Genomic DNA, 18,728 nt, shown 5'->3' with positions numbered 1-18,728 from the left:
CACCTTATTTAAATATTGCAAAAAAAAGTTAAGAAACTTCATCATGCTTCAACCACTTTTTGACTGCAGTAGCTAACTCATCGGGATGAAATTTAGGAATAAAATCGTCAGCTCCCACTTTCTTTACCATGGCATTATTGAAAACACCACTGAGTGAAGTATGCAAAATAACCGGCATATTCTTCATACGTTCATTGTGCTTAATTTCTGCGGTTAGCGTATAGCCATCCATTTCTGGCATTTCAATATCAGAAATCAACAATGCAACCTTTTCGGTAATACTATGTTGACATCCGTCAGCAATTGTCTGTAATTGGTCAAGCGCATCTTGACCGTTTTTAGCCAACAGCATAGTTATACCCAAGGCTTCAAGGGCACGCTTAACTTGATTGCGGGCTACGGTTGAGTCATCCGCGATCATAATTACTCGCTCGCCAATTTTTTCGCCAACCGATGCGTCGGCAATCCCTGCGCTTAATTCCGTTGAAATTGGGCTAATTTCATTGAGAATTTTTTCAACATCAAGAATTGAGACCATTTCATTGTCAATTTCTGTAACAGCTGTGAGGTAGCTTGATTTGCCAGTACCTTCTGGTGGTGGCATCATGTCTTTCCAACTCAGTGTTACAATGCGTTCAACACCGGCAACAAGAAATCCCTGCACGCTTCGATTATACTCAGCAATGATGACAAAGCTGCTTTCTGTTTGTACAATATCAGGGCCACCAGTAGCTTTACTTAAATCAATAACAGAAATAGTTTGGCCACGAATATGAGCGACACCTTTAATGAACTTATCTTGCTTGGGTAATACAGTCAACTTAGGACAAGGCATCACTTCACGTACTTTAAAAACGTTAATACCAAAGCGCTGCCTGCCAATAAGTTTAAACAACAACAACTCCAATCTATTTTGTCCAACTAATTGGGTGCGCTGATTCACTGAGTCTAATATACCTGTCATAAAAAACCTCTTAGGTATGCCAATATATATATAACAAAGGCACGATTCTTGATTGTATCCTATTTAAACGACAATCATTTAAACGAAAACGTAAATATTTTGACGTTATTCGTGTGAAATTGTATTTAGTTAAACTGAATTAAGTTTAGACGAGTATTTTTATTTCCCTAGCTGTAAGATAAAAAATCATGAGAAAATTAAAGATATTAGTAAGAATAACCCTTATTTACTTAGCCATAGTTAATCATGGCTCTGCAATGACATTTGATCGTGATTATCTCTATAATTTCATCAAAAACCATGTCGAAAATAACGTCAGTCTGCCTGAACGGGGAAAGTTAAAAGTCGATGTAGCGGAAATAGATCCTCGCATTACATTACATCCTTGTCTATCACCGTTAACGGCAAATATACCTGAAAACCATAACGGTAGAAACGTAAATGTTAAAATTGTTTGTCCTGACGAAGAATCTTGGCAGTTATTTATTCCGGTAAAAATTCAAACAATTGTTCCTGTCTTAGTAACGCAAATGCGCATAAATAAAGGCACCTTACTCAATAACGATAATATCGAAATTATATTTAAAGATAGTAGTCAAATAAGGGGGACTGTACTTACTGACCCAAACATAGTGACTGGTGCTCGAACAAAAAGAAACTTATCTCAAGGCAGTACAATCACCAACAAAAACACCTGTTTTGTTTGTAAAGGTGAGCCCGTAAACATTATCGCTAAATCTGATAATTTTGAAATAAAATCTTTTGGTATTGCTTTAGATGACGGGAGTTTAGGCGAAATAATATCAGTTCGAAATAAGAAATCTGGCCGCGTAATTCAAGGGCAAGTTAACGCTATTAACCAAGTGGTAATTAATTTATAATAATTGCTTAAGTTTTCTGCTGTTTTGCCGATAAAAGGTTAGAAACCAATAACTGTTGTAAGTAGGATACAATAATGGCTATTAATATCAATAACTTGAATAATACCAATCAAGTAAAACAAAAAGTTGAACAACAAGTTCAAACCAAACAGCAAGTTAGCGAAAGTGCAAATGCCTCGCAACAAGCTAAATTAGCACCTCGTGATTCGGTATCAATTACCCCGCAAGCAAAACAAATGACCGAGTTACAGAAAAAGGCGGCAGATGCGCCAGTGCTTAACCAGAAAAAAATTGCTGAATTAAAAAGTGCAATTGCCTCTGGTGATTATAAAATCAATCCTGAAAAATTAGCCGCAAGTATTGCTAATTTTGAATTTGAACTTAACTAACTCAATCAACTCAATGTAAGAGTGGAGTATATAAGTGTCTGAAAAAATAACACCGCAACAATTGATTTCTCAACAGTTATTACAATTGACGCAATTAGAAGCGTTATTAGGCACAGAGAAAGAAGTACTTCAGCAGCAAAATCCAGCTGCGCTTATTAGCATTACCTCAGATAAAAATAATTTGCTTATAGCAATACAAGAAATTGACAATGCTATAGGTCAAAGCTTTGAGTTCAAACAAGAAAAATTAGCCGGTAACTTCAGCACAGAATTATCGGATATTGAAGCGTGTTTAATCCGCTGTAAAAAACAAAACCAAATTAATGGTCTGATCATTCATCAATCACAGCTATCTGTTGAGCGAATGAAAACCTCGTTATTAGAAAATCATAACAGGTCATCAATGACCTATGATAGTAAAGGTAAAACGTCTGGCGGACTCAGTAGTTTAGGTATAAAAGCTTAAGCCTTTGTTTTAACTTTATTATCACTGCTCCTTCACATCCATGTGATCGCACCATACCTTAATCCTGTACCGCCGCTCATTGACGTCCTGTCACCACGGCATACCGTACATAAAAAGAAGATTAATAATACGTGATATGTTTTATTTCTTGGCGGTTAGAAGCCGCGTTATATATTTCATAAACATCTTTAAAGTCTAAACTCAACTCAGTAGTGTAGCTGTCACCAACCGGATAACTTTTCACCACTTTTGCACCACGAATAATCCCCTGTACCGATGCCTTCAACTGCTGGTTATCGACCACTAAATTAGACATTGTGGTTTTTCCATCAATACTTTGACCATATACTTGTTCAGCAAGCTCAGCATAAGCCGCAATTTTAGAAGCTTTTATCGCCATGAGCATACGCTGTGTTTTATGTGCTGAATTCTGCAAGCTTATAGGTGCTTGACCTATTGCTGTTAATACTGGAAATTGTTCAGGCTTCACATTTTGCCATTCAACGTGTCTATCAAACACCGAAGAACATGCGCTCAAAACTATAGCACTTAAAAAAACTGCGATATTATTGCGTAAAGTATTCATATTCACCTTCGATATTTTTAAACTCATTACTTCTGTATTGCAATGGCACGTGCGTCGTCGACTAACATCGCGCTATCGCGCAAGATCATGCCATCTTTCATTTTAACATTTTCATGGCTATTAAAGTCATCGCCAACAACCCAAGCTGGAATAAATGACTGTGCTGTAGCAACGACAACTCGTGATTGCATACCAATCATTCGAGCATTAACTAAAATACCCGACTCTTGTTGCATCATAGTGCCCGTAACTACATAGTCAATTATCTGACGTTCAGGCAATTCCTTCCAATCACGACTGAAAACATAATCGCCATCTTCCGTTACACGGATATGTCCAGTAGTTTTAAAATCAATCACGACTAAGCCATGTCTTTGCATTTCATGAACAAAGCTCTCCGAAAGCTGATTACCAAGCCAATTGGTTGATTCTAAATTCTTTAAATCGACAAATGACGCCACAGCGATGGGTGTTTTAGGATTAACAAACGTACTACTTTCCAACATTTGATATGCCAGGCCTTTAACCACGTCGTTTATCGCGTGACGAGGCAACGCTAAGCTGTCAATTTCTTGTTTATCAACGTAAGAAGAACCATAAAAGTCATTATTCTTTGTCTGAACAGAACACGACATAAGTGCCGGTATTAGTAGTGCTATAAGCCAATTTTTCATTGAGCTATCCTCAATTAATGCAAATATCATAAAATTAATACAAATAATAAAGCATGATCCGCGCCAATATTTTCATTTCACCTTAGCTCGGCTTAATGAATTTTAGGATTAAAACCGAACAAACAACTAGCAATACCTGCTTGGCTAACTAAGTGTCCTACTTTAAAGGCAAGAAAAACGGTCAAATATAAAGCGTTTATTATAAACGATAGTTGTTCAAGACAATATGCTTATACATTATCTAAAATCTGTATCCATGCAGCGATAATGATTAAATAACACAGTAGTTGGATGCTTTGAACGGCGAAAATGATCATTTAATTATGTGAAAAAATGAATAGGCATAAAACCTGCATATTCAAAAACAGAAATCGACCTAATATTAAAAGAGATATTTATGCGCTTAAGTTTAATTGGCCTTTGCTTTGCTTTATATAGTAGCGTTAGTGTTGGGCAATGGTATGAATCGCAAGGTGTTGCAAGCATAATAAATGGTGATAATAAAACAGCCAAAGCTCAGGCGATGCAAAATGCATTGAAAAAAGCTTTACTGGTTGCCGGCGCCTCGGTGTCAAGTATTCAACAAGTAGTTAATGGTTTACTAACCCAGGATGAAATTAGTATTCGGGCAAGTGGCAGTGTTAATTCATTAGAGTTAATAAGTGAAAACTACAACGACGACTTTGTTACGGTAACCATTCGTGCCGATATTTTCCCTCAAGAAAAAAAATGCTTCGCTGCTGACTATAAAAAATCTCTGCTGTTAACACGTAGTAATATACTGCATCGCGAACAAGCTAATATTGGTAACATCTACGCCATTGATCGCACATTGATCAAAAAACTCGCTGATAAAATACAGCAACAAGGCATATATTTGGATACTAAATTAGCCTTACAAACTAAGACTGAATTCTCTCGATATAACCAAAGTTTACAAACACAAAGTCTAAAAAACTTAGCTATGTCATTAGCTAATATGTCAGACAGCCAATATGTTTTATTTTCAGAAATTCAAGATCTTTCTATGGCTAATGATGAAAATAATGATTGGCAGTTTTGGCAAAAAAACATCTACCAACGACAATTTAATATTTCACTATATATTCACGACGGCACTACAGGTGAAAGAATTTTAGATAAACACTATCAGAGTTCTGCCCCTTGGGAGTTCGATGAACGTAAACAAATTGACGTAACAAGCCATAACTTTTGGCAAAGTGAGTACGGCAAAAAGATTAATTTGTCATTAGACGATATGGTCAGAGATATTGACGAAAACATGATGTGCCAGCCGACCCAAGGCAGAATTGTGCAAGTTCAAGGAAATACAATTACTTTTAACTTAGGTAAAAGGCACGGTGTTCAAGTAGGTGATGAATTCTCTTTATTGCATTTCAATAACTTTGTCAGTGATGACAAACGATCTTATGCAGGTTTTAACATTAGCCCTTATAAAGTCATTGTGACTTCTGTCAGCCAAGATAGTGCCCATGCAACTACTGCAGAACAGCATGTATTAGACAATATACAAATAAATGACTTAGCGGTAAGATATTAAAGAGCTTATTTATAAAACATAAGTTAGAGAACATAATGAATGCTCAGGTTATTAATTAAAACCCTGTTAGCATTCATTATATTGATTTTTATGAATACAAATTTATAAAATAGTTGTAGCATACTCAGGCTATAACCTCACCGTTTCACTCCTCGATAATAATTTTATCCTGAAGTAACCGGTATATAATTACTTGCGCTTTGTCCTCATAGTTTAACTGGATAAAACTGTGGCCTCCTAAGCCGCTGCTCCAGGTTCGAGTCCTGGTGGGGACGCCAGTAATTGCTTTAATAGCCAAATCATCTAGCTTTATCCATGATAAATATTTTAATTTATCGTTACCACGGCATACCGTACATCCTGTACCGCCGTTCTTTGACGTCCTGTCACCACGGCATACCGTACATCCTGTACATAAAAAAGCCCCGCAACTGCGAGGCTAGTATTACTTAGTGAGCTAATTGATCAGCTCAGATTTCGTTTGCTCTATTGTAACTTCCTTGTCGTCTAATGTTGACCCACTGCTCAACACCGCTGAAACTGCTAATATTAATACCGCTAATATTACCGTTGTCAGCTTAATTCCGCGTGACGACGACCTGTTCATTCTTTAATCCTGTGTTATGTGGTATTTTTTTTAATTATTATTAATACAACTAGTTAACACTAAAGCAACTTCTCTTAACATTCAACCATTAGCTCAATAATTAAGCGTTTTAGCTATTCCTATGCTAAACGTCTAAGCGTTATCTAAAGAAACAGCGGCCTATTTGATCATAAATATAGACTGTTAACAGGCGAATGAGAAAATTGAAATTAATATCTCAAGCGAGAATATTCATTGCGATCCAACAACTGATTTTATTAAAAACCAAGCAAGAAGTGATCATATCAAGCCATTTTAGTGCGGCTGAAGTCAGCTCACCCTGCACTTAAATAGCTATAAATATAACTTAGTTAAAAATAATAACAGAAAAGTGGTAATAAAATTTGCAGTCAGGGGGTACTCTAGGTGAAAATAAGCGCAATTTATATCCCATCAAATTTTACAATAATTGGAGCAATTATGCCGTCGCGTCAACAACTGGCCAATGCAATTCGAGTTTTAAGCATGGATGCCGTGCAAAAAGCTAAATCAGGACACCCTGGAGCCCCTATGGGGATGGCAGATATCGCTGAAGTTTTATGGCGTGACTTTCTAAAACATAATCCAACCGATCCACAATGGGTTGATCGTGACCGCTTCGTTTTATCTAACGGCCACGGTTCAATGCTTATATACTCATTGTTGCACCTGACCGGTTATGATTTGCCGATGAGCGAATTGAAAAATTTCCGCCAATTACACTCTAAAACCCCTGGTCACCCTGAATACGGTTACACACCGGGCGTAGAAACTACAACAGGTCCATTAGGCGCGGGTATGTCGAATGCTGTTGGTATGGCGATTGCTGAAAAGACATTGGCTGCACAATTTAACCGTGAAGGTCATAATATTGTCGACCATAATACTTATGTATTTTTAGGTGATGGCTGTTTAATGGAAGGTATTTCGCATGAAGTATGTTCATTAGCAGGTACTTTAGGTTTAGGAAAACTTGTCGCCTTTTGGGATGATAACGGTATTTCAATTGATGGTCATGTTGAAGGTTGGTTTACTGACGATACTCCTGCACGATTTGAAGCTTACGGTTGGCATGTGATCAGTGACGTTGATGGTCACGATAGCGTTGCTATTGCTGCTGCCATTGCAGAAGCAAAAGCAGTTACTGATAAACCTACTATGATTTGTTGTAAAACAGTGATTGGTTTTGGTTCACCCAATAAATCAGGCACACACGACTGTCATGGCGCTCCATTAGGTGATGATGAAATTGCCGCTACACGCGAATTCCTTAATTGGCCACATGCTCCATTTGAAATTCCAGCTGATGTATACGCTGACTGGGATCAAAAAGAAAAAGGCGGTTCTGAACAAGCAAGTTGGAATGATAAATTTGCTGCTTACCAAGCCGCACACCCAGCATTAGCTGCAGAATACGAACGTCGTGTAATTAAAGGTGACTTGCCTGCAGAGTTTGAAGAAAAAGCAAATGCCTACATTGTAGAATGCCAAGAAAAATCTGAAAATGTAGCTTCGCGTAAAGCGTCACAAAATACGATTGAAGTATTTGGTGCTATGTTACCTGAGTTATTGGGTGGCTCTGCCGATTTAGCGGGTTCAAACTTAACACTTTGGTCCGGTTCAAAAGGTATTCAAGATAATGCTGATGGTAACTACATTTATTACGGTGTACGTGAATTTGGCATGAGCGGTATTATGAACGGCATTTCATTGCATGGCGGCTTTATCAACTATGGCGCAACGTTCATGATGTTTATGGAATATGCGCGTAACGCGGTACGTATGTCAGCACTAATGGGCATTCAAAACATTTTTGTTTATACCCATGATTCAATTGGCCAAGGTGAAGATGGTCCAACGCATCAACCGATTGAGCAGTTAACTAACTTGCGCACAACCCCAAACATGGTGACATGGCGTCCAGCCGATGCAACCGAGTCTGCCGTAGCATGGAAAAATGCTGTTGAACGCCAAAAAGCGCCAACATCATTAATTTTTTCACGCCAAGGTTTACCTGCTTTAAGTCGTACCAGTGCACAAGTTGCTGATATTGCGAAAGGTGGCTACATATTAAAAGATAGCGTTGGTACACCAGAAGTGATTTTGATTGCTACTGGCTCTGAAGTGTCATTAGCATTAAAGGCAGCCGAAAGCTTAGGCGACAATGTTCGTGTTGTTTCTATGCCATCTACCAATATATTTGATGCGCAAGACAACGAATACAAAACATCAGTATTACCAACAGCTGTAATTAAACGTGTTGCTATCGAAGCCGCGCATACTGACTTTTGGTATAAATACGTAGGTTTAAGTGGAAAAGTTGTTGGCATGACGACCTTTGGTGAGTCAGCGCCCGGTAATGTATTACTTGAGCACTTTGGTTTTACAGTTGAAAACGTGGTTAAAACGGTGAACAGCTTAAACTAATCTCGTTTTATTACCGCTAAACGGTATTTATAGCCAGTTAACTTATGCTTAACTGGCTATTTCCTTCACCAAGTTCGTTATCAATAAGATCCCAAAATATGTCAATTAATATCGCAATAAATGGCTTTGGAAGAATAGGCAGAAATGTTGTTCGTGCACTTTATGAAAACGGCAGAGCCAACGACTTTACGTTAGTTGCTATTAATGAGCTTGCCGATCCTGAAGGCATAGCTCACTTATTAAAGTACGATTCTACCCACGGTCGCTTTTCATTTTCAGTTCAACAAAGCGATGGCAAATTATTTATAGCGGGTGACGAAATCGCCTTGAGTCATGAAGCCGAAATATCGGATTTGCCGTGGCAACAGCACAATATTGACATTGTTATTGATTGTACCGGCAAGTATGGCAGCCAAGCAGATGGCCAGCTTCATATTGAGCAGGGTGCAAAAAAGGTTTTGTTTTCCCATCCCGGTTCACAAGATTTAGACGCTACTATTATTTATGGTATTAATCATCAGCAACTAACTGCTGCTGAAAAAGTAGTTTCAAACGGCTCTTGTACTACCAACTGTGTGGTACCTGTTATTCAGGTTTTAGATAAAGCTTTTGGCGTTGAAAGTGGTGCTATTACTACCATTCACTCTTCGATGCATGATCAACAAGTTATCGATGCTTATCATCCTGATTTACGTCGTTCTCGTGCCGCCAGCCAATCAATAATACCTGTTGATACTAAACTTGCCGCAGGTATTGAGCGCATTTTACCTAAGTTTGCCGGTCGCTTTGAGGCGATTGCGGTGCGAGTGCCCACTATCAATGTAACCGCTATGGATTTAAGCTTAAACTTATCTAGCGATGCCACAATTGCACAAATTAACCAAGCAATTGTCGATGCTCAAAATAATGGTTTAGCTGGTATTTTAGGCTACACCACTGAGCCGCTAGTTTCAATCGACTTTAATCATGACCCTCATTCCAGCATTGTTGATGGTAATCAAACACGTGTCAGTCACAAGCGCTTAGTTAAATTACTTATTTGGTGTGATAACGAATGGGGTTTCGCTAACCGTTTACTCGATACTGCTTATACGATGGGCAAAGTGGGTTAGTCCGACATAGTCCGATATTAAATTTTTAAACTTACTTAACAGTTAAACTTCTACCAACAGGAAATAAACATGTCAGTAATCAAAATGACCGATTTAGCATTAAACAATCAACGTGTGCTAATTCGTGAAGACTTAAATGTGCCAGTTAAAGATGGCAAAATCACCTCAGACGCTCGCTTAAGAGCTGCCTTACCAACGCTTAGATTAGCTTTAGAAGCAGGTGCGAAAGTGATGGTTATGTCGCATTTAGGACGCCCAACAGAAGGCGAATATAATGCAGAGTTCTCATTACAGCCCGTTGCCGACTACCTTAGTGCAGCCCTTAATGTACCTGTTCGTTTAGCTAAAAGTTATCTTGATGGTGTCGACGTTAACATTGGCGAGTTGGTCATTTTTGAAAATATTCGTTTTAATGTTGGCGAAAAAAATAATGACGACACTTTATCGAAAAAATTAGCCGCGTTATGTGATGTTTTCGTTATGGACGCATTTGGCACAGCTCATCGCGCGCAAGCGAGTACTCATGGCGTTGCAAAATATGCTCCTATTGCTTGTGCAGGACCACTTTTGGCCGGTGAATTATCAGCTTTATCAAAAGCACTTGATAACCCTGCCCGCCCATTAGTTGCCATTGTTGGCGGCTCGAAAGTTTCAACTAAACTGACCGTACTAGACTCATTAGCAGGAATCGTTGACCAATTAGTTGTTGGCGGCGGTATTGCTAATACCTTTATTGCCTCACAGGGCCATAATGTTGGTAAATCATTATTCGAAGCTGACCTAGTCGATGAAGCTAAGCGCTTAACAAAACAAGCAAACGATAATAATGGTTCAATTCCAGTGCCGACAGATGTCGTGGTTGGCAAAGAGTTCTCTGAAACTGCGGTAGCAACACTTAAAAATGTAAGCGACGTTGACGACAGCGATATGATTTTTGATATAGGCCCTCAAAGCGCTAAAGCGTTGGCTGAGATTATCGCTAATGCCGGCACCGTAGTTTGGAATGGCCCGGTTGGTGTATTCGAATTTGACCAATTTGGTAAAGGCACTGAAGTTATCGCCCGCGCTATTGCTAGCAGCAAGGCATTCTCTATAGCTGGCGGTGGTGACACATTAGCCGCTGTAGATAAATATGACATTGCCGATCAAGTGTCATATATTTCAACCGGTGGCGGTGCTTTCCTTGAATTTTTAGAAGGCAAGAAATTACCGGCAGTAGAAATATTAGAAGCGCGCGCTAAGGCATAATATTCTAAAGCTCACCATGCCTGCCTATATACTAAATACTAAATATATAAGCTAAATAGTTGGCAGTGCTTAATTGCACTGCCATTTTTTATCTATAGCGTTTAAATTACATCCAACTTCGGCCTTATAAAACAATCGCGTATCCTCGCAATTAAAACCATCAAAAAATAATTTTTATTTCCCCCTTCAAATTCGTTGTAAAATTACATAAATATCCGCATTTTTTTCAGTAATAAACGATTAACACCCCATTATTTTCGTAATTAATATACAAAAACAATCAATGGCAAATAAATAAATTTTTTATGCGCTATGGCGACATTTTTTCTAGTGTAATGCACTAAATCCATCTGATATAATTACGATACGAAAGTGTTAAGTTTCACAATGAAACTTAATAAACCCAATTTTGTTTCTATTTATAATCACAGGAGTTAGTTCATGGCTTTAGTTTCTATGCGCCAAATGTTAGATCATGCAGCTGAACACGGTTACGGTATTCCAGCCTTTAACGTTAACAATTTAGAACAAGTTAGAGCCATTATGCTTGCTGCTAACGACACTAATAGCCCTGTAATACTGCAGGGTTCTGCTGGTGCTAGAGCTTATGCAGGCGCACCTTTTTTACGCCATTTGATCCTAGCAGCAATTGAAGAGTTTCCACATATTCCTGTCGTAATGCATCAAGACCACGGCACCTCGCCAAGTGTTTGCCAACGCTCAATTCAGCTAGGCTTTTCATCAGTAATGATGGATGGCTCTTTAATGGATGACGGTAAAACACCTTCAAGCTATGAATACAATGTTGATGTTACTCGTCGCACGGTAGAAATGGCGCACGCCTGTGGTGTTTCCGTTGAAGGTGAATTAGGTTGTTTAGGATCGCTTGAAACCGGTGAAGCTGGTGAAGAAGACGGTATAGGCGCTGTAGGGAAACTAACCATGGATCAAATGCTAACTGATCCTGAAGAAGCTGCAGACTTTGTCCAAAAAACACAAGTTGACGCTTTAGCTATTGCATGTGGTACCTCGCACGGCGCTTACAAATTTACTCGTCCACCTACGGGCGATATATTAGCTATCGATCGTATTAAAGCGATACATAGCCGCATTCCTAATACACATTTAGTTATGCATGGCTCTTCATCAGTTCCACAAGAATGGTTAGCTATCATTAATAAGTATGGTGGTAATATCCCAGAAACTTATGGTGTCCCTGTTGAGCAAATTCAAGAAGGCATTAAAAACGGTGTGCGAAAAATTAACATCGATACCGATTTGCGTTTAGCGTCTACCGGTGCTGTTCGTCGCTTCTTGGCTGAAAATCCAAGTGAATTTGATCCACGTAAATTCTTAAAAGCCTCAACCCAAGCTATGTATGATATTTGTAAAGCACGCTACGAAGCCTTTGGTGCCGTTGGCCATGCAGCCACCATTAAACCTATATCTCTAGATAATATGTTTATGCAATATTCTACGGGGAAATTAGACGCTATAATTAAGTAGTATCTGATTGATTAAGGGTGCTCCTTATTCGCCCCCTCCGATATAGCGATAGCTAAACAATATTGAGCTTAATAAAAAAATCCGATGACACTTTGCATCGGATTTTTTATACCTGTTATTCAAACACTAAAAAGCAAGTCAACCCCTTTAATGTCACTGACTTGAAAAGATTTTGAAGCATTTGTTTAATTTATTAACAATTTAATGAAATTTAATTTCATGTTCATTATAATCCCCCTATTTAAATTAATACTTAGGGTAAACAATGGACACTATTCAGAATTGGCTTGTCGATAACCAACAAATGCTAATAGACTTTGCTATTAAATTGGTAGTTGCTTTAGCTATCATTTTTATCGGTAAATTTGTAGCAAACTTGGTTCGCAAAGGCGTAGTTAAGGTTATGCGACTTAGAGGTATGGATGAAGCGATTATTTCATTTCTCAGCAGTTTACTTTACGGTATGTTGTTCGTTATTGTTCTTATTGCTGCTATATCGCACCTAGGTTTTAACACGACTTCATTAGTTGCAATAGTCGGTGCTGCCGGTTTAGCCATCGGTTTAGCGTTACAAGGTTCTTTATCTAACTTCGCCTCTGGTGTCCTACTTATTATATTAAAGCCATTCAAAAGTGGCGATTTCATCGATGTCGCGGGTGTTTCAGGCATTGTTGAAGAAATTCATGTTTTTTCAACAAAGTTAAGAACCGGTGATAATAAAGCCGTGATTATTCCAAATGGAAAAATTACCTCTAGCACTATTACTAACTTTTCAACTAAGCCAGAACGCCGCTTAGATCTAGTTATTGGGGTTAGCTACGAAGCAGATCTTGCCGTCACTAAAGCATTGCTCACCAAAATCACTAATGAGCATGAATTAGTCATGAAAGAAAAAGAAATCGTCATCGGTGTTCAAGAATTAGCCGAAAGCTCAGTAAACTTTGTCGTTCGCCCTTGGGTTAAATCAGGCGATTACTGGCCCTTACATCGCGATTTACTTGAAAAAATTAAAGTAGCGCTAGACCATGCAGGCATAGAAATACCTTATCCACAATTATCATTACATGTAAGAAAGGAAGAAACGAATGAGTCATAAGTTAATATCAGCCGCATTTTGTTTTATGCCGCTAATGGCATTAGCAGAAGAAGCAACCGCACCGAAAGTAAAGTCTCCTTATACTGCTTCGGCGGAGTTAGGTATGCTTTTTAAAACAGGTGATACAAATAGTGCAGATATTAAGTCAGGCTTTGATTTTACTCACGAAGAAGCTGCTTGGAAATCAACTGTTACATTAGGCTTACTGATCAAGAAAAGTGAACAAGAAGATGAAAACGGTGAAGAACATTTTACCACCAGTGATCAAAAATGGACTGCGGTCGGCCAAACTAATTATAATATCGATAAAGCCAGTCCGAATTATGTCTACGGCAATATTTCTTATGAAGATAACCGTTTTAGTAACTTCAAAAGTCAAAGTTCAATATCAACAGGTTGGGGTCGTCGTTGGTTCGAAACTGAAAAAGCCACACTAGATGCGGATGTTGGTCCTGGTTATAAACGCGATGTAATTCGTGCAACTGATACTCAGCCGGAAGAAACTAAAACGGCTTTTATCATTCAAGCGCAAGCTTTATATAAGCGTGAAATAAATGAACACGTTTTATTTAAACAGTTATTAGTGGCAAAATACGCACCAGAAAGTGGCGAAAATAGTACTTATAAAGCTAGAACGTCAATCACAACAAAGTTACTAGAAACGTTACAGCTTAAGTTTAGCTTTACCCTAGATTACAATACTGATGTAGAAGATGGTAAAGAGAACGTAAATACCGAAACAGCAATGACTTTGGTATACAGTTTCTAAGTATTAATCACCGCTAAGTTATAACATTATATAAAGCCAGCACGTTGAACGCGCTGGCTTTTTTGTTGTTAAATCAGCATCCTTATTTTATACCAATTTAATATTACCTTTTTAGACCGACTTTACTGACCAACCTAAAAACTACAGCACTTAACGCTAATGTCGCAACAATGGCCGCCCCACTGGGCAAATCAAAACTTGCTGATAAGTACAGTCCTAATAGATACCCGACTAAACCAACGCTGTAAGCCCAGAGTAAAACACGCTTGCCTTGTAACTTATTAATGGCTAAAGCGGGCAAAATTAAAGTACTAAAAACAAGGTAAACACCAACAAGCTCAACCGATAGCGTTATTACTACCGCGAATAAAAGATAGAAAGCTGCTCCATCTAATATTTTAGGTTTGTAAAATATTAATGCGAGAATAGTACTATAGACAATCGTTGGTAATAACAGTTGCTGCCAACTTACCCAAAGTATTTGTCCTGACATTAACTGTTTAAGTAATTCAGCACCATGCGGATCATTAGATAACAGCAACATAGCCGTTACGGCTGATAAAACGTAAAAACACCCTATCATTGCTTCCAACTCTTCTGCCATATGCTTAGCCAACAATGCAATAATCCCTGCTCCTGCTAAGGCAAATAGTGCAGGCATCCAAATGCTTACGTAGGCAAGTTCAGCAATATCATGATCCATTCGCACGACTATTGCCCCTAATGCTGCAATTTGTGCAATGGCTAAATCAATAAAAATAATGCCACGTTTTAATACTTGCTTGCCCAAGACCACATGGGTTGAAAGTACTAATATACCAGCAGCAAATGCCGGTAACAGTATGGTGAGTAATTCATAATCCATCGAGTGTACCTATAAATTGCTACGCTATTTTTGTAAGATGTATGCTTGACTCAATAAATCTAGCACACTGTCATACAAGCTAAATAAATCAGTACTTTGCTCATTACCACCGACCGATAATGGCAACACAACCACAGGTAAATTAGATTTTTCAGCTAACCAGTCTGCGCCACGTCGGTCTTGATAAGAGGCAACAATAATCGCCGATATATCGTCCTTTTTCGCTTGCTTTAACAAACTTGCAAGGTGGCTACTCGTTGGAGGTAAACCCGGTTTAGGCTCTAAGTCTGCTACTTGTTCAATAATGACAAAGTCAAATAAATAGCGAAAGCTTGAGTGATAAGCAATGACCTTCATACCTTGCAAGCGACTTGCTTTAATTTGCCACTGTGCCATGGCTAACTGCCAACGTTCAGAAAAGTTTGTGAATCGTTGCTGATACGAGTCTCTTTGATTTACGTCTAGTTGTATTAACTTACTTGTTAATGCTTTAGCAATATCTAACACGTGTTGTGGTGAAAAATGTACATGCGGATTACCCGCACTATGCACATCCCCCATACTTCGATCGACATTATTCATTTGATCTAAAGTTTTCACATGATCAGCTGCAAAAAATAAGCCTTTGTCTGTACTTCGCACTCGGGCATTTGCCGCTTTCATTTGCAACATAGGTAACCAGCCTACTTCTAGATCAGCACCGGCACAAATCACAAGATCTGCTTGGCGCATTTTAGCAATCAAACTTGGTCGTGCTTGCACTTGATGTGGATCTTGCATGGCTGTTGTTGCCGAATATATTCGCGCATCAGGCGCTAATTCTTTTGCTAAGGCGGCATACTCTGGTTCGCAAGTAAAAATATTCATTTGCGCAAAAGCACTCTGACTTATAATCAGTAAGGTGCTGCTTAATAAGTATTTAAAATTGATGCGCATTGTGAGCTCCCATTGCCATAACATATTGCAAAGTAATAACATTATCATTTTCTACACTTTCAAAGCCAACATTGCTTTGATGGCTAAACTCGACTCTGACCGTAGAAAAATGGCTATTATGCCAAGCGATACTTAACTCAGTTTCTTTAAGCGTTTGTTGATCAAAATGTGCATCATGTTGCAACTGGCTATCTAACTTTCCGTATCGTAATCCTGCTGACCAATGTGGTGAAAACTGATAAACACCACTGACATACCAAGCTTGGTGATAATCTTTAGTATTACTTTCTTCGTTCTCATGTTCTTCTTCAGCATGCGCGTCATGAAGTTCAGGTAACATAAAGTCACTGACTCTAAAATATTCAGCGCTCAGTGTTAAATGTTGATATTTATAGTTGCCATTGGGCGCCCACTTATAAACAAAATCAGCCACCAAAGTATTCTTGCCGGTGTAACTCGCTGAATGAGCGTGGGTATCTTCACCACCTTCTTCGTCATGATCTTCGGGGCTTAATTGGCCATTTTCATTACGTAAATAGCTTGCACCTATCTGCCATGAGCTTTCAATACCAATATCACCACCAATTTTAGTGAACGCAGTATAAACCCCTGTACTGTCAAATTCTCGCTCACCAGTTTCATCCTCAGCTCGAAGACTGTCACCAGCAAAAGCTTCAGCGCCCATAGTCCAATACAAATCTGTTGGAGCGATATAACTAACTCTCAGTCCATCATCGAAGTAGTGCCCACCTAAAAATGCCCGATAAGCGCTCGGTCTACTGGTAAAAGCATCCGTATGAAGATGTTGATTATTTAAATAGCCAATATCTGATAAAAAACGCCCTGCTCGTAATGTAAAGCCATTCGGCAATGCCATGGTTTGTATAAAGGCTTCTTCGACGTTAACTTCGCTTTCACCGTCATGTGATTCGAAAACAGTGGTGAGTTTACCAAAAAACATATCATCGATACTGGCACTAAATGCTAACTCAGTTTCACCTAGCCCAAAACCTTTTACCCTCTCGGTCATTAACCGATCTTCACTTTGATAATAACCATCTAAAACGGCACTAACGGTGAGATTAGAAAGTGTTGGTGTTTGTGCAAAAGAAAGTATGGGGAAAATGCCGGTTAATATGAAGGCTGCGCTAACTTTCACAGGCGACAAAATAACTAAAGAATTCGATATGACAGCGGATAAGCGAGGTGGAAAAAATTGAAAATTTTTCATTTGAAAATCTCTAAAATAAATTAAACACGAATACAAAAACCCACCTGCTACATTGGCAGTTGGACATGCAAAGATAAAAACTGTTAAATAATTGCTTTTAGAGAGCTACGGGAGGTGCGCGACTATGGTAATTAACACTATGAGTTAATGTTAATATTGGTTGAGCAGTTACGGTTGGTTCTGCTAATTGGCTAATAAAGTCAAGATTGGCGTCTTGCTGCGGTAGTACTTGATCGAATTGATGCTGGTGAAAGCACAAAGTACAATGCTGTTTAGCACCATCATCTATATGTTCAACACTATGCGCAGAAGCAGCCACAGACATGACTAACAATATAGCGCTAAGCCATATTGCGATAGATCGTCTGTTAGTTGCCGAAAATAACATTTGTGTTATCCAATGATTAAATCAAAATCGACAGTAGTTTACGCGACTTGCTGTCTTGCGCGCAAGTATCTATAACGTCGTCTACCATATAAAAGAGTAGTTTTAACGCATTAAAGTCACTAACAATAATGCATTTTATTGAAATACACGAGCCAGATGAAATTTTTAATATGCTATGAAAAATTATTTATTTTGTGCTGAAACTAATTCATAGGCTGCTTGTATATCTTGTGCTTTTTGCTTAGCCGTTTCCATCATTTCTGGTGGTAAGCCTTTCGCCACTAACTTATCAGGATGGTGTTGTGACATAAGTTTACGGTAAGCTTTTTTAATATCACTTGCCGAGTCGTTCTCTGAAACACCGAGAACTTTATAGGCATTTTCAAGTTGCTTTCCTGATTGCGCAAAACTTTGGTTGCCACCGCGTTGCCCTTGTTGATGAAAGTTAGCACCGGCGATAATCATCTCTAATAATTTATCTAACTCTTGAGCTGAGTACCCTAAACCATTAGCAATTTGATGCAATGCTTCACGTTCATCGGTGTCTAAACTACCGTCGGCAAAGGCCACTTGAATTTGAATTTCTAAAAACAGTAATAATAAATCTTGACGATTTCCTACTGCAGATTTTAATTCTGTTAATCTTTCAGTGAGTGGAAAACCTGTCGTTTTTCCATCTCTAAATGCATCTTGGGCTTGCTGGCGTAATGAACCTTTTAGACCCAATTTATCCATATAAGCCGTGGCAAAGGCAATTTCATGTTGCGTAACCTGTCCATTAGCTTTTGCTATATAGCCCATAACCGAAAAACTGCTATAAAAAAATGTTGCTTGTCGATCAGCTTCACTTTTAGCGCCACCTAAAGAATTGAAATTTAGGCCAAGGCCTTTATCAAAACGATGTCCAAGCCATGCACCTAATAGTGCACCAAAAATATTTTTACTTAGCATTAAACCAAATAAAAAACCTAAAACTTTACCCCAAATTCGCATCGTAAAACTCA

At 38.6% G+C, this 18,728-nt stretch carries 18 protein-coding genes and 1 tRNA gene; 11 read left to right on the top strand and 8 right to left on the bottom strand.

Features of this window, described 5'->3' with window-relative positions; all coding sequences use genetic code 11:
* Nucleotides 1–28 precede the first annotated feature (28 nt).
* Nucleotides 29–964 (bottom strand): chemotaxis protein, encoded by a 936-nt coding sequence (locus B5D82_RS01475; RefSeq protein WP_081148648.1) that lies wholly within the window; start codon nt 962–964, stop codon nt 29–31.
* 188 nt (nt 965–1,152) lie between these two features.
* Here B5D82_RS01475 and flgA point away from each other — a divergent pair, with 188 nt between their 5' ends.
* The 3 genes from flgA to flgN all read left to right on the top strand — a co-directional run bounded on the left by flgA (nt 1,153) and on the right by flgN (nt 2,700).
* Nucleotides 1,153–1,845, top strand: coding sequence for a flagellar basal body P-ring formation chaperone FlgA (flgA, locus tag B5D82_RS01470; RefSeq protein WP_081148646.1), 693 nt, complete (start codon nt 1,153–1,155; stop codon nt 1,843–1,845).
* Between the two features lie 74 nt (nt 1,846–1,919).
* Complete coding sequence (flgM, locus tag B5D82_RS01465; RefSeq protein ID WP_081148645.1) at nt 1,920–2,234, top strand: flagellar biosynthesis anti-sigma factor FlgM; 315 nt, start codon at nt 1,920–1,922, stop codon at nt 2,232–2,234.
* 34 nt (nt 2,235–2,268) lie between these two features.
* Nucleotides 2,269–2,700 carry a flagellar export chaperone FlgN gene (gene flgN, locus B5D82_RS01460; RefSeq protein WP_081148643.1) on the top strand — a complete coding sequence of 144 codons (432 nt, stop codon included), beginning with the start codon at nt 2,269–2,271 and terminating at the stop codon, nt 2,698–2,700.
* 121 nt (nt 2,701–2,821) lie between these two features.
* Here the strand turns inward: flgN and B5D82_RS01455 are convergent, their stop codons facing one another.
* Together B5D82_RS01455 and B5D82_RS01450 are read right to left on the bottom strand one after the other, a co-directional pair.
* The gene (locus B5D82_RS01455; RefSeq protein WP_081148642.1) at nt 2,822–3,286 is read right to left on the bottom strand and encodes an LPP20 family lipoprotein; all 465 of its coding nucleotides are present in this window, start codon (nt 3,284–3,286) and stop codon (nt 2,822–2,824) included.
* Nucleotides 3,287–3,312: 26 nt separating this feature from the next.
* Complete coding sequence (locus B5D82_RS01450) at nt 3,313–3,960, bottom strand: FlgO family outer membrane protein (RefSeq protein WP_081148640.1); 648 nt, start codon at nt 3,958–3,960, stop codon at nt 3,313–3,315.
* Nucleotides 3,961–4,357: 397 nt separating this feature from the next.
* Here B5D82_RS01450 and B5D82_RS01445 point away from each other — a divergent pair, with 397 nt between their 5' ends.
* From B5D82_RS01445 to B5D82_RS01410, 8 genes are all read left to right on the top strand, one after another.
* The gene (locus B5D82_RS01445) at nt 4,358–5,521 is read left to right on the top strand and encodes a flagella assembly protein FlgT (RefSeq protein WP_081148639.1); all 1,164 of its coding nucleotides are present in this window, start codon (nt 4,358–4,360) and stop codon (nt 5,519–5,521) included.
* A gap of 202 nt (nt 5,522–5,723) precedes the next feature.
* Nucleotides 5,724–5,799, top strand: a tRNA-Arg gene (locus B5D82_RS01440).
* A gap of 788 nt (nt 5,800–6,587) precedes the next feature.
* A complete protein-coding gene (gene tkt, locus B5D82_RS01435) occupies nt 6,588–8,573 on the top strand; it encodes a transketolase (protein ID WP_081148637.1) in 1,986 nt (661 codons plus the stop codon).
* A 98-nt stretch (nt 8,574–8,671) separates the two neighbouring features.
* Nucleotides 8,672–9,685, top strand: a complete 1,014-nt coding sequence (gene epd / locus B5D82_RS01430; protein WP_081148635.1) for an erythrose-4-phosphate dehydrogenase — start codon at nt 8,672–8,674, stop codon at nt 9,683–9,685.
* 69 nt (nt 9,686–9,754) lie between these two features.
* Nucleotides 9,755–10,933, top strand: a complete 1,179-nt coding sequence (locus B5D82_RS01425; protein WP_081148634.1) for a phosphoglycerate kinase — start codon at nt 9,755–9,757, stop codon at nt 10,931–10,933.
* A gap of 441 nt (nt 10,934–11,374) precedes the next feature.
* Nucleotides 11,375–12,439, top strand: a complete 1,065-nt coding sequence (gene fba / locus B5D82_RS01420) for a class II fructose-bisphosphate aldolase (RefSeq protein WP_081148632.1) — start codon at nt 11,375–11,377, stop codon at nt 12,437–12,439.
* 265 nt (nt 12,440–12,704) lie between these two features.
* Nucleotides 12,705–13,535 carry a mechanosensitive ion channel domain-containing protein gene (locus B5D82_RS01415; protein WP_081148631.1) on the top strand — a complete coding sequence of 277 codons (831 nt, stop codon included), beginning with the start codon at nt 12,705–12,707 and terminating at the stop codon, nt 13,533–13,535.
* Nucleotides 13,525–14,304 (top strand): DUF481 domain-containing protein, encoded by a 780-nt coding sequence (locus B5D82_RS01410; protein WP_081148629.1) that lies wholly within the window; start codon nt 13,525–13,527, stop codon nt 14,302–14,304. Before B5D82_RS01415 ends, B5D82_RS01410 begins: the two co-directional genes overlap by 11 nt.
* A gap of 103 nt (nt 14,305–14,407) precedes the next feature.
* Here B5D82_RS01410 and B5D82_RS01405 read toward each other — a convergent pair whose 3' ends face one another.
* The 5 genes from B5D82_RS01405 to djlA form a co-directional block, all read right to left on the bottom strand.
* The gene (locus B5D82_RS01405; protein ID WP_081148627.1) at nt 14,408–15,169 is read right to left on the bottom strand and encodes a metal ABC transporter permease; all 762 of its coding nucleotides are present in this window, start codon (nt 15,167–15,169) and stop codon (nt 14,408–14,410) included.
* Between the two features lie 24 nt (nt 15,170–15,193).
* On the bottom strand, nt 15,194–16,105 hold the full coding sequence (locus B5D82_RS01400) for a metal ABC transporter solute-binding protein, Zn/Mn family (protein WP_081148626.1): 912 nt from the start codon (nt 16,103–16,105) through the stop codon (nt 15,194–15,196).
* Nucleotides 16,089–17,336: a hypothetical protein gene (locus B5D82_RS01395; protein WP_081148624.1), complete on the bottom strand. Its 1,248-nt coding sequence runs from the start codon at nt 17,334–17,336 to the stop codon at nt 16,089–16,091. The genes B5D82_RS01400 and B5D82_RS01395 overlap by 17 nt, the downstream gene beginning before the upstream one ends.
* 97 nt (nt 17,337–17,433) lie before the next feature.
* Nucleotides 17,434–17,724 carry a hypothetical protein gene (locus B5D82_RS01390; RefSeq protein ID WP_081148623.1) on the bottom strand — a complete coding sequence of 97 codons (291 nt, stop codon included), beginning with the start codon at nt 17,722–17,724 and terminating at the stop codon, nt 17,434–17,436.
* A gap of 183 nt (nt 17,725–17,907) precedes the next feature.
* Nucleotides 17,908–18,717 carry a co-chaperone DjlA gene (djlA, locus tag B5D82_RS01385; RefSeq protein ID WP_081148621.1) on the bottom strand — a complete coding sequence of 270 codons (810 nt, stop codon included), beginning with the start codon at nt 18,715–18,717 and terminating at the stop codon, nt 17,908–17,910.
* Between the last annotated feature and the right edge of the window lie 11 nt (nt 18,718–18,728).

The organism is Cognaticolwellia beringensis, from assembly GCF_002076895.1.
GTDB lineage: Bacteria > Pseudomonadota > Gammaproteobacteria > Enterobacterales > Alteromonadaceae > Cognaticolwellia > Cognaticolwellia beringensis.
The sequence above is the reverse complement of the archived record's forward strand: the minus strand, read 5'-3'. Positions and strand labels throughout refer to the sequence as shown.

Bases quoted from the DNA above. Each gene is read 5' to 3' on its own strand.
- B5D82_RS01475 (WP_081148648.1), bottom strand. From the start codon at position 964: ATGACAGGTATATTAGACTCAGTGAATCAGCGCACCCAATTAGTTGGA.
- B5D82_RS01455 (WP_081148642.1), bottom strand. From the start codon at position 3,286: ATGAATACTTTACGCAATAATATCGCAGTTTTTTTAAGTGCTATAGTT.
- djlA (WP_081148621.1), bottom strand. From the start codon at position 18,717: ATGCGAATTTGGGGTAAAGTTTTAGGTTTTTTATTTGGTTTAATGCTA.
- B5D82_RS01390 (WP_081148623.1), bottom strand. From the start codon at position 17,724: ATGTTATTTTCGGCAACTAACAGACGATCTATCGCAATATGGCTTAGC.
- B5D82_RS01400 (WP_081148626.1), bottom strand. From the start codon at position 16,105: ATGCGCATCAATTTTAAATACTTATTAAGCAGCACCTTACTGATTATA.
- tkt (WP_081148637.1), top strand. From the start codon at position 6,588: ATGCCGTCGCGTCAACAACTGGCCAATGCAATTCGAGTTTTAAGCATG.
- flgA (WP_081148646.1), top strand. From the start codon at position 1,153: ATGAGAAAATTAAAGATATTAGTAAGAATAACCCTTATTTACTTAGCC.
- B5D82_RS01415 (WP_081148631.1), top strand. From the start codon at position 12,705: ATGGACACTATTCAGAATTGGCTTGTCGATAACCAACAAATGCTAATA.
- B5D82_RS01425 (WP_081148634.1), top strand. From the start codon at position 9,755: ATGTCAGTAATCAAAATGACCGATTTAGCATTAAACAATCAACGTGTG.
- B5D82_RS01405 (WP_081148627.1), bottom strand. From the start codon at position 15,169: ATGGATTATGAATTACTCACCATACTGTTACCGGCATTTGCTGCTGGT.
- flgM (WP_081148645.1), top strand. From the start codon at position 1,920: ATGGCTATTAATATCAATAACTTGAATAATACCAATCAAGTAAAACAA.
- fba (WP_081148632.1), top strand. From the start codon at position 11,375: ATGGCTTTAGTTTCTATGCGCCAAATGTTAGATCATGCAGCTGAACAC.
- B5D82_RS01445 (WP_081148639.1), top strand. From the start codon at position 4,358: ATGCGCTTAAGTTTAATTGGCCTTTGCTTTGCTTTATATAGTAGCGTT.
- epd (WP_081148635.1), top strand. From the start codon at position 8,672: ATGTCAATTAATATCGCAATAAATGGCTTTGGAAGAATAGGCAGAAAT.
- B5D82_RS01395 (WP_081148624.1), bottom strand. From the start codon at position 17,336: ATGAAAAATTTTCAATTTTTTCCACCTCGCTTATCCGCTGTCATATCG.
- B5D82_RS01450 (WP_081148640.1), bottom strand. From the start codon at position 3,960: ATGAAAAATTGGCTTATAGCACTACTAATACCGGCACTTATGTCGTGT.
- B5D82_RS01410 (WP_081148629.1), top strand. From the start codon at position 13,525: ATGAGTCATAAGTTAATATCAGCCGCATTTTGTTTTATGCCGCTAATG.